Raw genomic sequence first — 14190 nt, forward strand, 5'->3', positions numbered from 1 at the left:
GGCGGTTCCTGAAGGCCCACTAAAGCCGGGGCCGGCATCTGGGCATTACTGCCCCGATGCGGCGATTTTTCAGCGCGCGCGGCGCGGGCGCACCAGCAGCGTGAGCAGCAACAGCGACAGCACCACGAACGCCACGAACGACCAGTTCGCCAGCGTCAGGCCGAACAGCGTCCAGTCGACCTTGGAGCAGTCGCCGCCGCCGCGGAAGATCATCGGCAGCGCGCGCTTCAGCGGAAAGGTCTCGATCATTCCGTACAGGTCGCGCCCGCAGGACACGACCTCGGGCGGGTACCACTGCAGCCAGCTCTGCGAGGCGGCCGTGTAGGCACCGCCGATGGCCGACACCAGTGCCAGCACCCCGCCCGCCACCTGCAGCGCACGGCTGCGGAAGACGGCGGCCAGCCCGGTGAACAGCGCCACCAGCACCAGCGCATACCGCTGCACGATGCACATGGGGCAAGGCTCGAGCCCGACCACGTGCTGCAGGTAGAGCCCGAAGGCCAGCATGAGAACGCAGGCCAGGCAGATGAGCCCGAGCGCGCGGCGCGGCGCGCCGAAGTACCAATCGATCAAGGAGACACCCAATCTTCTTCTACGAACACCCTGGCCTTGCGTGGGTTGGCGACGACGGTATCGCCTTCCTTCAAGCCCAGTTCACGGAACTGTTGCGCAGGGAGTTGCGCCTCGATGATGGTTCCGGAGCCCGGATTATCTGGATTCGTTTCGGTGGGCTCAAGTTCCAGCCGCGCGGTCGGTCCGACGACGATGGCGCGCGACAGCGTGGCGACGATGCCGGAGGCGCCGGCCACGTAGGGTGTCACGTCGATGTCATGCGGGCGCACATAGGCCCGCGCCTTGGCATCGCGCGCGCCGCTGTGCTCGGGCGAATCCAGGCGCATGCCGTCGAGCTGCACCGCGCCGTGGTCGGCCCTGCCGTGGAACAGGTTCACGTCGCCCAGGAAGCCGTACACGAACGGGCTGGCGGGCTGGTCCCACACTTCCTGCGGCGAGCCGACCTGTTCGATCTGCCCCTTGTTGATGACCACCACGCGGTCGGCCACCTCGAGCGCCTCTTCCTGGTCGTGGGTGACGAAGATCGAGGTGACGTGCAGCTCGTCGTGCAGCCGGCGCAGCCAGCGGCGCAGTTCCTTGCGCACCTTGGCGTCGAGCGCGCCGAAGGGCTCGTCCAGCAGCAGCACCTTGGGCTCCACGGCCAGGGCGCGGGCCAGCGCGATGCGCTGGCGCTGCCCGCCGGACAGCTGCGACGGGTAGCGGTCGGCCAGCCAGTCGAGCTGCACCAGCTTGAGCAGGTCGGTCACCTTGGCCTTGATCTGCGCGTCGCTCGGGCGGTCCTTGCGCGGCTTCACGCGCAGGCCGAAGGCGACGTTCTCGAACACGGTCATGTGGCGGAACAGCGCGTAGTGCTGGAACACGAAGCCCACCTGCCGCTCGCGCACGTGCACGTCGGTGGTGTCTTCGCCCGAGAAAAGAATGCTGCCGGCGTCGGCCGTCTCCAGCCCCGCGATGATGCGCAGCAACGTGGTCTTGCCGCAGCCCGAGGGGCCGAGCAGCGCGACCAGTTCGCCCGATTCCACGTCGAGGTTCACGTTGCGCAGCGCGCGGAAGTCGCCGAACTGCTTGCTGATGTTGCGGATTTCGATGCTCATGGGGATCTCTGCCTGTGTCTTCGTCTGATTACTCCCTCTCCCCTGGGGGAGAGGGCCGGGGTGAGGGTTCTCCTTTCACCCCCGAACTTTTCAAGCCGCCGTAGGCCGCTCCGGCGGCATCTCGGCAATCGCCTTCATCTCGCGCTCGTGCCGCCACTCGATCACCGACTTGATCACCAGCGTGACCAGCGCCAGGATGGCCAGCAGCGAGGCCACGGCGAACGCGGCCACCGACTGGTATTCGTTGTAGAGCACTTCCACATGCAGCGGCATGGTGTTGGTCTGGCCGCGGATGTGGCCCGACACCACCGACACCGCGCCGAATTCGCCCATGGCGCGCGCGTTGCAAAGAATCACGCCGTACAGCAGGCCCCACTTGATGTTGGGCAGCGTCACGCGCCAGAAGGTCTGCCAGCCGGTCGCACCCAGCACGATGGCGGCCTGCTCCTCGTCGGTGCCCTGGGCCTGCATCAGCGGAATGAGTTCGCGCGCAATGAAGGGAAAGGTCACGAACACGGTGGCCAGCACGATGCCGGGTACGGCGAAGATGATCTTGATGTCGTGCTCGGCGAGCCAGGGGCCGATCCAGCCCTGTGCACCGAACACCAGCACATAGATCAGGCCCGCCACCACCGGCGACACCGCGAACGGCAGGTCGATCAGCGTGGTGAGGAGCGCCTTGCCGCGGAACTCGAACTTGGCCACGGCCCAGGCCGCCGCCACGCCGAACACGAGGTTGAGCGGCACCGTGATGGCCGCCGTGATGAGCGTGAGGCGGATGGCGCTCCAGGCGTCGGGCTCCTTCAGCGCCTCGAGGTAGGCGCCCACGCCCTTTCGCAAGGCCTCGGTCGCCACGGCGGCCAGCGGCAGCACGAGAAACAGGAACATGAACGCGAGCGCCAGGCCAATGAGCAGCCAGCGCACCCACGGCGCCTCGGTGGTGCCGGCCTGTGCGCGGCGAACGACTTTGGAAGGTGCACTCATCTCAGCCTCCTGCCCGGCGACGCTGCCATGCCTGCAGGCCGTTGATGACCAGCAGCAGCACGAAGGAAATGACCAGCATCACCAGCGCGACGGCGGTGGCACCCGCGTAGTCGTACTGCTCCAGCTTGCCGATGATGATGAGCGGCGTGATCTCAGAAATCATGGGCATGTTGCCGGCAATGAAGATCACCGAGCCGTACTCGCCGATGGCGCGCGCGAAGGCCATGGCAAAGCCCGTGAACAGCGCCGGCGCAATGGCCGGGAAGATCACCTTGGTGAAAGTCTGCAACCGCGTGGCGCCCAGCGATGTCGCGGCCTCTTCCAGCTCTTTCTCGGTGTCCTCGAGCACCGGCTGCACCGTGCGCACCACGAACGGCAGCCCGATGAAGATCAGCGCAATCACGATGCCCGCCGGCGTGAACGCCAGCTTGATGCCGTGCGGCTCCAGCAGCTGCCCGATCCAGCCGTTGCCCGCGAGCAGCGCGGTCAGCGAAATGCCGGCCACGGCCGTCGGCAGTGCGAACGGCAGGTCGACCAGCGCGTCGACGATGCGCTTGCCAGGAAACTTGTAGCGCACCAGCACCCAGGCCACCAGCAGGCCGAACACGGTGTTGACGATCGCCGCGATCAGCGACGCGCCGAAGGTGAGCCGGTACGAGGCCATCACGCGCGGCGCGGTCACGGCCACCCAGAACTGGTCCCAGGTCAGCGTGAAGGTCCTGAAGACCAGCGCCGACAGCGGGATCAGCACGATCAGGCTGAGATAGAGAATCGAGAAGCCGAGCGTGATGTGGAAACCGGGCAGAACGCGCTTGGCGCCCCCTGCCCGGTTGGCACGCGAAAAAGGCGCTCCCGCGGACGGGAGCGCCGATGGGACAGCGCCGCTCATTTACTTCGCGCCGGGCGTGTAGAGCTTGTCGAACTGGCCGCCGTCGTTGAAGTGCACCTTCTGCGCTTCACCCAGGCTGCCGAAAAGTTCCTGCACCGTGAACAGCTGCAGCGGCTTGAACGTGGCGGCGTACTTCTTGAGCACGGCCTGCGAGCGCGGACGCAGCGCATGCTTGGCCGCGATTTCCTGCGCTTCTTCGGAGTACAGCCAGTCGAGGTAGGCCTTGGCCAGCTCGCCGGTGCCCTTCTTGGCGGTGGTGCGCTCGACCACGGCCACCGGGTTCTCGGCCACGATGCTGATCGACGGGTACACCGAGTCGACCTTGCCGGTGCCGAATTCGCGGTCGATCGACACCACTTCCGACTCGAAGGTGATCAGCGCATCGCCGATGTTGCGTTGCAGGAAGGCGGTGGTCGCGTCGCGGCCGCCGCGTGCCAGCACCGGCACGTTCTTGAACAGCTTGCCGACGAACTCCGCCGCCTGCGCGTCGGTGCCGCCCTTCTTCTTGATGTAGCCCCAGGCCGCGAGGTAGGCGTAGCGCCCGTTGCCGCCGGTCTTGGGGTTGACGATCACGACCTGCACGCCGGGCTTGATCAGATCGTCCCAATCCTTGATGCCCTTGGGGTTGCCGTTGCGCACCAAGAACAGCATGGTCGACGTGGTCGGCGATGCGTTGTCGGGGAATTTCTTGTTCCAGTCCTTGGCGACGACGCCGGTGCCGGCCAGGAAGTCGATGTCGGTCGAGGTGTTCATGGTCACCACGTCGGCGTCGAGGCCGTCGGCCACCGCACGCGCCTGGGCGCTGGAGCCGCCGTGCGACTGGTCGATCTTGACGTCCTTGCCGGTGGCCTTCTTGTAGTGCGCCACGAAGGCCGCGTTGTAGTCCTTGTAGAACTCGCGGGCCACGTCGTACGAGGCGTTCAGCAGCCCCGTGCCTTGGGCAAAGGCGGTGCTGCCTGCAAGTGCGGAGGACGCCAGCGCGAGCACGGCGACGAAGGTCTTGATTCTGGAAGTCATGTGATTGCCAAGGTTTCTGAAAATTCACGGCCCGCCGACCAGGCGGCGGGCTCGTCGGTCAAGGATTGGAGCAGAGCCAGGCCGAGCGGCCAGTCCCCGTGCCCCGAATCGACGTTGATATGGCCCGCATTCTGCATGCGCACGAACTCGCTGCCCCAGGCGCGCGAATAGGCACCCGCCAGGCGAATGGGGCAAAACGGGTCGTTGCTGCTGGCCACCACGATGCTGCGGTACGGCAGCGCGGCATACGGCACGGGCGCGAAGTCGGACAGCACCGCGCGGCGTTCGGGGTCGGCCGGGGCCACCAGCAGCGCGCCCTGGATGCGGGCCGCCGCGGCCGCCGGCAGGTGCGCGGTGGCGATGCAGCCCAGGCTGTGGGCGGCAATTACCACCGGCCCGGGCGTCTCCAGCACCAGCTTGGCCAGCGCCGACACCCAGGCGTCGCGCTTGGGCGAGGCCCAGTCGTCCTGCACCACCCGCGCGGCGCCCGGAATGCGCGCTTCCCACAGGCTCTGCCAGTGGCCGGGCCCGGAGTCGCGCCAACCGGGCACTATGACGACTCGCGTCTGCATCTGCGATTGCCGCCTGCGTCGCTTACTTGTTGGGCTGCGGCGTGATGCGCAGGTAAGGCTTCACGGCCTTGAAGCCCTTGGGAAAGCGCTCGGCCAGCTCGGCCGGGTCCTGGATGCTCGGCACGATGACCACGTCGTCGCCGTCCTTCCAGTTCACGGGCGTGGCCACCTTGTGGCTGTCGGTGAGCTGCAGCGAGTCGATCACGCGAATGATCTCGTCGAAGTTGCGCCCGGTCGACGCGGGGTAGGTGATGGTCGTGCGGATCACCTTCTTCGGGTCGATGATGAACACGCTGCGAACGGTGGCCGTGGCCGAGGCGTTCGGGTGGATCAGGTCGTACAGGTCGGCCACCTTGCGGTCGGCGTCCGCGATGATGGGGAAGTTGACCGTGGTGTTCTGCGTCTCGTTGATGTCCGAGATCCATTCCTTGTGCTTGGTGGCCGGGTCCACGCTCAGCGCAATGGGCTTCACGCCGCGCTTGGCGAATTCGCCCGACAGCGCCGCGGTCTTGCCGAGCTCGGTGGTGCACACGGGCGTGAAATCGGCCGGGTGCGAGAAGAACACCACCCACGAATCGCCGGCCCACTGGTAGAAGTCGAGGGGGCCTTCGCTGGAATCCTGGGTGAAATTGGGGGCGGTGTCGCCGAGTCGCAGAGTTGCCATGGTCGCTCCTGGAAGGATGTGAGCTTCGGATTGTGCGAACCATCGCTTCAATGCCAAACGAATATCTGCTTGTTTGGATATGACGTTTTCCGCATAAGGGCGCCCGTCGGCGCCCCCTCAGCCCGGCAGCGCGGCCAGCTTTCGGGCCATGTCGATGAACACCCGCAGCTTCAATTGCGACTGCGAGCGCTCCGGAAAGTACAGGTACAGCCCCGAATCGACCGGAATGTAAGGCTGCAAAAAGGCCTCCAGCCGCCCCTGAGCCACCGCCTGCCGTGCCTCCTGGACGGAGACGAAGGCCAGGCCCAGCCCCTGCACGGCGCAGTCGACCAGCATTTGCCGGTCGTTCACGACCAGTCCGCCCCTCGTTTCCACCACAAAGTCGCGCTTGCCGCGCCGGAAGCTCCAGCGGTGCAGCGCGCCGGAGCCGGCAAAGCGGTAGTGCAAGGCCTCGTGGCGCACCAGGTCTTGCGGCACCTTCGGCCGCTCGCGGCCTTCGAAATAGCGCGGGGCACCCACCACGCACCACGCGATTTCCGGCGTGAGCCGCAGCGCCACCATGTCCTTTTCGACCGCCTCGCCCAGCCGGATGCCGGCGTCGAAGCCCGCGCCGACGAGGTCGACGATCGCCTCGTCGAGCGAAATCTCCAGCGCCACCTCGGGGTAGGCGCGGCGAAACGCCGGCACCAGCGCGCTGAGGATCGGCTCGACCGCGCCGCGCGGCGCGGTGATCCGCAGCGTGCCCATGGGCCGGTCGCGAAAGCCGCCGAGCGCCGCGAAGGCATCCGAAATTTCGCTCACTGCGGGCCGCAAACGCAGGAAGACGGCCTGGCCTGCCTCCGTCAGCGCCACGCGCCTTGTGGTGCGCTGGAACAGCATCACGCCCTGGCGGGCTTCCAGCGCGCGGACCGCCTTGCTCACGGCCGTCGGCGTCACGCCCAGGGCCAGCGCGGCGCCGGTGAAGCTGCGGTGTTCGGCCACGGCAAGGAAGACGGCGACACCGTCGAGGGGGTCGATGATCATGCGGCAGATTATGAACCTGAGGTGCAAGACAGATGCACCGCTACGTCATTTATGTTCTCAATCATGCGGCTTACGATGGGTCTTACTCATTCGAAAGGACCCTGAATGGCAACGAAAAACTGGCTCATTACCGGCACTTCCAGCGGCATTGGCCGTGAACTCACCCAAACCCTGCTGGCGCGCGGCGACAGCGTGACCGCCACGGTGCGCCAGCCCGACGCGCTGCGCGAACTCCAGGCGCAGCACGGCGAGCGACTGCGCGTGTCCGTGCTCGACGTGACCGACACCGCCGCCGTGCGCAGCGTGGTCGACGCGGCCTTCGCCGCGATGGGCCGCATCGATGTGGTCGTCAGCAACGCAGGCTACGGCCTGTTCGGCGCGGCCGAGGAAGTCAGCGACGCGCAGATCCGCCACCAGATCGACACCAACCTCGTCGGCGCGATCCAGGTGATTCGCGCCGCGCTGCCCCATCTGCGCGCCCAGGGCGGTGGCCGTGTCCTGCAGGTCTCGTCCGAAGGCGGGCAGCTGGCGTATCCGAACTTCAGCCTGTACCACGCGAGCAAGTGGGGCATCGAAGGCTTCGTGGAGTCGGTCGCGCAGGAAGTGGCGCCCTTCGGCATTGCGTTCACGCTGGTGGAGCCCGGCCCCACCAAGACGAACTTCGGCGGCGGGCTGGTCAGCCCCGCGCCGATGGCGGTCTACGACGGCACACCGGCCGGCGCCATCCGGCGCGCGCTCACCAGTGGCGACTTCGCCGTGACGGGCGACGCGGCCAAGATGGCGAGGGCCATGGCCGACTCGGTGGACCAACACCCCGCGCCCCGGCGGCTCGCGCTCGGCAGCAGCACCTATGCGTCGATCGGCAATGCGCTGCGCGAGCGGCTCGCCGTGCTGGAAGCGCACAAGGCCACGACCTTCGCCACCGACATCGACGGCTAGTACATCCGCAGTTCTTCGTTCTGCAGGTGCTCGACCAGGAAGTCGATCAGCCGGCGCACCGCCGGCACCAGCGCGCGCCGCGCCGGAAACACCATGTGCGCGACCACCGGCGTCGGGCCCCAGCCCGGCAGCAGGCGCACCAACTGGCCGGCCTCGACCTCGGCCCTGCACATGTAGTCGGGCAGCATGGTGGCCCCCACGCCGCCCAGCGTGCCGTACTTCAGCGTGACCAGGTCGTCCGCCACGTAGCGCGGCGTGTGCGCGTGCACGTAGGTCTGCCCCTCGGGCCCTTCGAGACGCCACTCGGAGCGCCCCTCGCCGTTGGCCGACATGGCCGCCGTGGGCAGCTTGGCCAGGTCGGCCGGCGAATCGATCGGGCCGACGCTCGCCAGCAAGTCCGGCGGCGCCACCAGCACACCGCGGCTGGTGCCGAAGGTCTTGGCCACCAGCAAGGCGCTGTCCTCGATGGCGAAGCGCACGCGCAGGGCGATGTCGATGCCCTCCTCGATCAGGTCGACCGGGCGGTTGATCACCCGCATGTCGATGCGCACCGCCGGGTAGAGCGCCATGAACACCGGCATCAGCTGCGCCAGCCCGCTGTGCGACATGGTGACCGGCACGCTGAGGCGCACCAGCCCGCTGGGCTCCGTTTGCACCTGCGCCACCGCCTCGGCCGCGGCCTGCGCCGCGTCGCGCATGGCGGCGGCGTGGCGCAGATAGATCTCGCCGGCCGGCGTGAGCGACAGGCGGCGGGTGCTGCGCTGCATCAGTTGCACGCCCAGGCGCTCTTCCAGGTCGGCCACGCGGCGCGACAGGCGCGACTTGGGAATGCCCAGCGCCCGGCTCGCGGCCGCAAAGCCGCCGCGCTCGGCCACTTCGGCGAAGAAAACCATGTCGTTGAGGTCTTGCATGGCGTCATTGTCCCGCAAACAGAACGATGAGTGCGATTTTTGGCTACTTATCGCCCACTCGATCCAAAAATAGAATTCCCACATCCGCCGGCCAATTGAGCGCCGACAGCCCACACAGAAAGTGATTGATCATGAAGCTGCTCCACATCGACTCCAGCATCCTCGGTGCCTATTCGACCTCCCGCGTCCTGACGGCCGAGATCGTGGCCGCCTGGAAGGCCGCGCACCCCGACACCACGGTCGAGTACCTCGACCTTGCCGTGGACGCACCGGCGCATTTCAGCGCCGACGCCCTCGCCATCAAGACCGGCCCGCAAGCCGAGCCGACCGAAGCCCAGCAGCGCGAAAACGCGCTGTCCGAAAAGCTGGTGAGCCAGTTCCTGGCCGCTGACGTGGTCGTCGTCGGCGCCCCGCTCTACAACTTCTCGATCCCGACCCAGCTCAAGGCCTGGATCGACCGCCTGGGCCAAGTGGGCCGCACCTTCAAGTACACCGAAACGGGCCCCGTGGGCCTGGCCGGCGGCAAGACCGTGATCGTGGCTTCGAGCCGCGGCGGTGTGTACTCGACCAGCGACTGGGGCCAGGGCGCCGAGCATCAAGAGAGCTACCTGAAGGTGGTCTTCGGCTTCTTCGGCATCACCGACGTGCGCATCGTGCGCGCCGAGGGCGTGGCGATGGGCGACGAGCCCAAGGCCAATGCATTTGCGGCCGCGCGCGCCGACATCCTGGCGGCGACGGCAGAAGCCGCCAACCAGAAGAACGTTGCGCAAGTGGCCTGACCCGCGCTGCGCCATGAAAAAAGCCGCCCATCCGGGCGGCTTTTTGTCGTGCGCGGCAAGGCAGGGACTCAGGCCGAATGCGTCTTGACCCAGGCCACGTACTTGTCCATCCACCCCTGCAGGAACTTCTTCGAACCTTCGTTGCCGATGTGGCCCTTGTCGTCGAACAGGTCGTCCTTGGCCTGCAGGAACACCTCGGGCGCGCCCATGGTGGGCACGTCGAGGTAGGCCAGGATGTTGCGCAGGTGCTGCTGCGCCAGCGCGGTGCCGATGGCGCCCACCGACACGCCGAGCACACCCGCCGGCTTGCCGCCCCAGGCGCTCTGACCGTACGGACGGGAGGCGTGGTCGATGGCGTTCTTCAGCACGCCGGGAATGGAGCGGTTGTATTCGGGCGTGACGAACAGCAGGCCCTGGGCTGCCGCGATCTCGGTCTTCAGGCGCTTCACGGCGGGGGCCTGATTGCCGTCCTCGTCCTGGTTGTACAGCGGCAGGTCGTCGATGCGCAGGTGCTCGAAGGTGAAGTCCGAGGGTGCCAGGTGCGCCAGCGCGAGCGCCAGCTTCTGGTTGTACGAATCCTTGCGCAGGCTGCCGACGAGAACGGCGATGCGGGTCTGGGCCATGGGTGAAGCTCCTTGAGTGAAAGGGTAGGAATGACGAACGCGATTATGCGAACCGCTCAAGACCTTTTGCTGAAAGGTTCTTGCTGCTTTTTGTACCGGACTGCGCCCTCCCCCAAGCAATTCGGCCCGCAATTGCACCGCCGCATTGCGCATGAGCAAATGACAAAAGCTTCGTGGCGATGAACAGCCATGGCTCCTACAGTCGCGGACTTTTGCTCACGCCATGCACACCCCTTCTCTCTCTCGCCGCACCCTGCTCCAAGCCGGCACTGCCGCCGCTCTCACCGCAGCCGCCGCACCGCTCTTTGCCCAATCGCGCACCAAGACGCTGCGCATCGGCTACCAGAAGTTCAACACGCTCAACATCCTGAAGGGCACGGGCCAGCTCGAGAAAGCCTTGGCTCCCAGCGGCGTGAAGGTCGAGTGGGCCGAATTCCTCGGCGGCAGCCAGTTGTCGGAGGCACTGTCTGCCGGCGCCATCGACTTCGGCCACGCCTCGGACGGCATCGGCGTGTTCCAGCAGGCCAGCGGCAAGGGCCTGGTGTATCTGGCTGCGGAAAGCCCCTACCCCGGCGGCGTCGGCTTCCTGGTGCCGCGCGACTCGCCCATTCGCAGCGTGCGCGACCTGAAGGGCAAGAAGGTCGTCACCGGCCGCGGCTACAACACGCAGTACGTGCTGATCCGCGCGCTCGAGGCGGCGGGCCTGCGCTATGACGACATCGAGCCGGTGTACATCCTCACGGCCTCCGACACCATCGCGGCCTACCAGTCGGGCAGCGTCGCGGCCATCGGCCTGTGGGACCCGTTTCTTGCCGCCGCGCAACTGGCGACCGATTCGCGCGTGCTGTTCGACGGCACCGGCCTGAGCGGCAACCGCACCTACCACTTCGCGCAACCCGGCTTCGCGCGTGCCAACACCGACGTGCTGCGCACCGTGTTCGCCGAACTGCGCAAGGCCAACGAATGGGCGCAGGCGCACCCGGCCGACGTGGTCGCCACGCTGGCGCCGCAATTGAAGGTCGAGCCCAAGGTGCTGGCGCTGGCCACCGAACGGCGGCAATATGGCGTGGTCGCGCTCACGCCGGCCATCGCACAGGAGCAACAAGGCCTGGCCGATGTGTTTGCGCAACTCAAGCTCATTCCCAAGCCCATCGAGGTGAAGGACGCCTTCCTCGACCTGAACCTCGTCTGACGCCAGTTCCCACGTGACCTTGTCCACCCACTACGACGTCATCGTCGTCGGCCTCGGCGCCCTCGGGGCCGCCACGCTCTACCAACTCTCGCAGCGCGGCGCGCGCGTGCTGGGCATCGACCAGTTCGCGCCGCCGCACGACCTGGGCTCCTCGCACGGCGACTCGCGCATCACGCGGCTCGCGGTCGGCGAAGGCGACGAGTACGTGCCCTTCGTGCAGCGCTCGCACGCCATCTGGCGCGAGCTCGAGGCACGCACCGGCAAGCCGCTGATGACCACCACGGGCGGGCTCATCCTCGCGCCCGAAGGCCGCGTGGCCGAGCACCACGGCAAGCCCGACTTCGTGCGCCGCACCATCGCCTGCGCGGAGCACTTCGGCATTGCGCACGAGGTGCTCGATGCCGCCGGTATCCGCGCGCGCTTTCTGCAGTTCCACCTGCAGGGCGACGAGATCGGCTACCACGAGCGCGACGCCGGCTTCGTCCGGCCCGAGGACGCCATCGGCGCCCAACTGGCCGTGGCCCGCGCGTCGGGCGCGCAAACACGCACCGGCGAACGCGTGCAGGCGGTCGAGCCCGTCGGCAACGGGGACACCGTGCGCGTGCGCACCGACACCGCCAGCTTCACCGCCGACCGCGTGGTGGTGTCGGCCGGCGCCTGGCTGCCCGAGTTCCTCGGCAAGCAGGCGCGCGCCGACTGGCAAGCCGACTTCTCCGTGCATCGCCAGGTGATGCACTGGTTCGACACCGGCAGCGCCGCCGCCGACTTCGCGCCCGGGCGCTTCCCCATCTTCATCTGGATGTTCGGCGACGGGCAGGAAGACTACATCTACGGTTTTCCGTCGTCCGACCCCGCGCAGCCCGCGCTCAAGGTCGCGACCGAGCAGTACGTGGACGCCACCACGCCCGACACCATCGAGCGCACGGTCAGCCCCGAAGAAAGCGCCGCCATGTACCGCGAGCGCGTGGCGGGCCGTTTTCCGCAGATCGGCGGGCGGGCGCTGAAGGCCCGTGCCTGCATGTACACCGTGACGCCCGACCGCCGCTTCGTCATCGACGCGCTCGACGGCCTGCCTGGCGTGCTCATCGCCTCGGCCTGCTCGGGCCACGGCTTCAAGCATTCGGCCGGGCTGGGCGACGCCATTGCCGACCATGTGCTGGGCCGGCCGAGCGCGCTCGACCTGTCGCCCTTTGCCCGCCGGCGGCTGCTGGAGAAATCGGCCGCCTGAAGCAGCGCCTAGCGATCGGGGGCATCATCGCCCACGATCTTTTCTCTGACTCAGGAGCACAGCGCAATGAGATTTCTGGTGGTGGGTGCCGGTGCACTCGGTGGTTATTTCGGCGGTCGCCTGCTGGAGGCGGGCCGCGACGTCACCTTCCTGCTGCGCCCGCGCCGCGCGGCGCAGCTCGCGAAGACCGGGCTGGTGGTGCAAAGCCCGTTCGGGAACCTGCAGCTTCCCGCCCCGAAGCATGTGCTGGCCGACGGCATCGACGGCCCCTACGACGTGGTGGTGGTCGGCAGCAAGGCCTACGACCTGGACTCGACCATGGACTCGTTCGCGCCCGCCGTCGGGCCCGACACCGTGATCCTGCCGCTGCTCAACGGCATGAAGCACATCGACCGGCTGGCCGAGCGCTTCGGTGCGCAGCGTGTGCTGGGCGGCCTGTGCATGATTTCGGCCACGCTCGACGACGAAGGCCGCGTGCTGCACCTGAACGACATGCACGGCCTGAGCTACGGCGAGCGTGCCGGCGGGCGCTCCGAGCGCGTGGACGCCATCGCGGCCCAGTTCGCGGGCGCGAAGTTCGACGCCACGGCCAGCGAGAACATCTCTCAGGACATGTGGGAGAAGTGGGTCTTCATCGCCTCGGCGGCGGGCCTCACGAGCCTGATGCGCGCGACCATCGGCGACATCGTGGCGGCAGGCGGGCAGGACGTGGCGCTCGCGATCTTCGACGAATGCTGCGCCATCGCCACGCACAACGGCTTTGCGCCGCGCCCGGCCGCCGTGCAGCGCGGCCGCGCCATCATGACGGCGGCCGGCTCGCCGATGACCGCGTCCATGTACAAGGACATCGTGCGCGGCGCGGCGGTGGAGGCCGACCACATCGTGGGCGACCTGCTCGGCCGTGCGGCCGCGGGCCAGCAGGCCGCGCCTTCGGTGCTGCGCACGGCGTACGTCCACCTGAAGGCCTACGAGGCCCAACGCGCGCGCACGGCGGGCTGAAAGCCATGCCGCCCCCCGAAGACGCGCTGGCGTTCCTTCACACGGCGCAGGTGCATGTGCCGACCTTCGAGCGGCTGGTGCGCGAGATCGCGCCCGACCTGCGCGTTCGGCATGCGGTGCGCGAAGACCTGCTCGCCGATGCGCGCGTCCTCGGCGTCGACGACGCCGGCCTGGTTGCACGTGTTCACCACGCCATGCACGAGGCCGCCGCCAGCGGCGCAACGGTGGTCGTGTGCACCTGCTCGACCCTCGGCGCCATCGCCGAACGAACCGCCACGGGCGATGCGTTCAAGGCCCTGCGCATCGACCGCGCCATGGCCGACCGCGCGGTGCGCACCGGGCCGCGCGTGCTGATCGTCGCGGCGCTGGAGAGCACGCTGGCGCCGACGACGGCGTTGGTTCTGTCCGCAGCGCATGACGCGGGGGTCGATGTGCGGCCGAGCCAACTGCTCGTCGAGCGGGCGTGGCCGCTTTTCCAGTCCGGCGACATCACCGGCTACGTCCAGACACTGGCCGGGGCGATTCGCGCGAAGGCCAACAGTGCCGACGGGGCCGATGTCGTCGTGCTCGCGCAGGCCTCGATGGCGCCCGTTGAAGAAGCCCTGGCGGACCTTGGCATCGACGTTCTCAGCAGCCCCGCGCCAGGGGTGCGGTTTGCGGTGCAAATGGCCAAGACATGACGCCAACTATCTATTCACAAATT

The 14190-nt window shown here is 67.8% G+C and carries 16 protein-coding genes; 6 read left to right on the forward strand and 10 right to left on the reverse strand.

Annotated features, from left to right (window positions below; genetic code table 11):
* Positions 1-69: 69 nt before the first annotated feature.
* The 8 genes from AC1DJH_RS07175 to AC1DJH_RS07210 all read right to left on the reverse strand — a co-directional run bounded on the left by AC1DJH_RS07175 (position 70) and on the right by AC1DJH_RS07210 (position 6816).
* Positions 70-573 (reverse strand): disulfide bond formation protein B, encoded by a 504-nt coding sequence (locus tag AC1DJH_RS07175; protein WP_478185228.1) that lies wholly within the window; start codon positions 571-573, stop codon positions 70-72.
* On the reverse strand, positions 570-1667 hold the full coding sequence (locus tag AC1DJH_RS07180) for a sulfate/molybdate ABC transporter ATP-binding protein (protein WP_472111621.1): 1098 nt from the start codon (positions 1665-1667) through the stop codon (positions 570-572). Before AC1DJH_RS07180 ends, AC1DJH_RS07175 begins: the two co-directional genes overlap by 4 nt.
* Before the next feature lie 90 nt (positions 1668-1757).
* Positions 1758-2651 carry a sulfate ABC transporter permease subunit CysW gene (gene cysW, locus AC1DJH_RS07185; RefSeq protein WP_435438252.1) on the reverse strand — a complete coding sequence of 298 codons (894 nt, stop codon included), beginning with the start codon at positions 2649-2651 and terminating at the stop codon, positions 1758-1760.
* A gap of 1 nt (position 2652) precedes the next feature.
* Complete coding sequence (cysT, locus tag AC1DJH_RS07190) at positions 2653-3540, reverse strand: sulfate ABC transporter permease subunit CysT (RefSeq protein WP_435483805.1); 888 nt, start codon at positions 3538-3540, stop codon at positions 2653-2655.
* Positions 3541-4557 carry a sulfate ABC transporter substrate-binding protein gene (locus tag AC1DJH_RS07195; protein ID WP_478185229.1) on the reverse strand — a complete coding sequence of 339 codons (1017 nt, stop codon included), beginning with the start codon at positions 4555-4557 and terminating at the stop codon, positions 3541-3543.
* The gene (locus tag AC1DJH_RS07200; RefSeq protein ID WP_472111616.1) at positions 4554-5129 is read right to left on the reverse strand and encodes an RBBP9/YdeN family alpha/beta hydrolase; all 576 of its coding nucleotides are present in this window, start codon (positions 5127-5129) and stop codon (positions 4554-4556) included. The genes AC1DJH_RS07195 and AC1DJH_RS07200 overlap by 4 nt, the downstream gene beginning before the upstream one ends.
* Before the next feature lie 22 nt (positions 5130-5151).
* Positions 5152-5793: a peroxiredoxin gene (locus tag AC1DJH_RS07205; RefSeq protein WP_116907531.1), complete on the reverse strand. Its 642-nt coding sequence runs from the start codon at positions 5791-5793 to the stop codon at positions 5152-5154.
* Positions 5794-5910: 117 nt separating this feature from the next.
* Entirely contained in the window at positions 5911-6816 is a 906-nt protein-coding gene (locus tag AC1DJH_RS07210) for a LysR family transcriptional regulator (RefSeq protein WP_478185230.1), read from the reverse strand.
* A 105-nt stretch (positions 6817-6921) separates the two neighbouring features.
* On the opposite strand from AC1DJH_RS07210, the gene AC1DJH_RS07215 reads away from it, so the two are divergent.
* A complete protein-coding gene (locus tag AC1DJH_RS07215; RefSeq protein ID WP_478185231.1) occupies positions 6922-7755 on the forward strand; it encodes an SDR family oxidoreductase in 834 nt (277 codons plus the stop codon).
* Here the strand turns inward: AC1DJH_RS07215 and AC1DJH_RS07220 are convergent.
* The gene (locus AC1DJH_RS07220; RefSeq protein WP_472111610.1) at positions 7752-8666 is read right to left on the reverse strand and encodes a LysR family transcriptional regulator; all 915 of its coding nucleotides are present in this window, start codon (positions 8664-8666) and stop codon (positions 7752-7754) included. The genes AC1DJH_RS07215 and AC1DJH_RS07220 overlap by 4 nt on opposite strands.
* Positions 8667-8797: 131 nt before the next feature.
* Between AC1DJH_RS07220 and AC1DJH_RS07225 the strand changes: the two genes are divergently transcribed.
* Positions 8798-9445, forward strand: coding sequence for an FMN-dependent NADH-azoreductase (locus tag AC1DJH_RS07225; protein WP_435438245.1), 648 nt, complete (start codon positions 8798-8800; stop codon positions 9443-9445).
* 68 nt (positions 9446-9513) lie between these two features.
* Here the strand turns inward: AC1DJH_RS07225 and AC1DJH_RS07230 are convergent, their stop codons facing one another.
* Positions 9514-10068 (reverse strand): NADPH-dependent FMN reductase, encoded by a 555-nt coding sequence (locus tag AC1DJH_RS07230; RefSeq protein ID WP_472111608.1) that lies wholly within the window; start codon positions 10066-10068, stop codon positions 9514-9516.
* 223 nt (positions 10069-10291) lie between these two features.
* Between AC1DJH_RS07230 and AC1DJH_RS07235 the strand changes: the two genes are divergently transcribed.
* The 4 genes from AC1DJH_RS07235 to AC1DJH_RS07250 all read left to right on the forward strand — a co-directional run bounded on the left by AC1DJH_RS07235 (position 10292) and on the right by AC1DJH_RS07250 (position 14167).
* Entirely contained in the window at positions 10292-11260 is a 969-nt protein-coding gene (locus AC1DJH_RS07235) for an aliphatic sulfonate ABC transporter substrate-binding protein (protein WP_478185232.1), read from the forward strand.
* Positions 11261-11273: 13 nt separating this feature from the next.
* Positions 11274-12488 carry an N-methyl-L-tryptophan oxidase gene (gene solA, locus AC1DJH_RS07240; RefSeq protein WP_478185233.1) on the forward strand — a complete coding sequence of 405 codons (1215 nt, stop codon included), beginning with the start codon at positions 11274-11276 and terminating at the stop codon, positions 12486-12488.
* Positions 12489-12554: 66 nt separating this feature from the next.
* Positions 12555-13487, forward strand: a complete 933-nt coding sequence (panE, locus tag AC1DJH_RS07245; protein ID WP_478185234.1) for a 2-dehydropantoate 2-reductase — start codon at positions 12555-12557, stop codon at positions 13485-13487.
* Positions 13488-13492: 5 nt separating this feature from the next.
* Positions 13493-14167 carry an aspartate/glutamate racemase family protein gene (locus AC1DJH_RS07250; RefSeq protein WP_478185235.1) on the forward strand — a complete coding sequence of 225 codons (675 nt, stop codon included), beginning with the start codon at positions 13493-13495 and terminating at the stop codon, positions 14165-14167.
* Positions 14168-14190: the final 23 nt, after the last annotated feature.

The sequence above is a fragment of the Variovorax sp. 10N412 genome, from assembly GCF_056394985.1.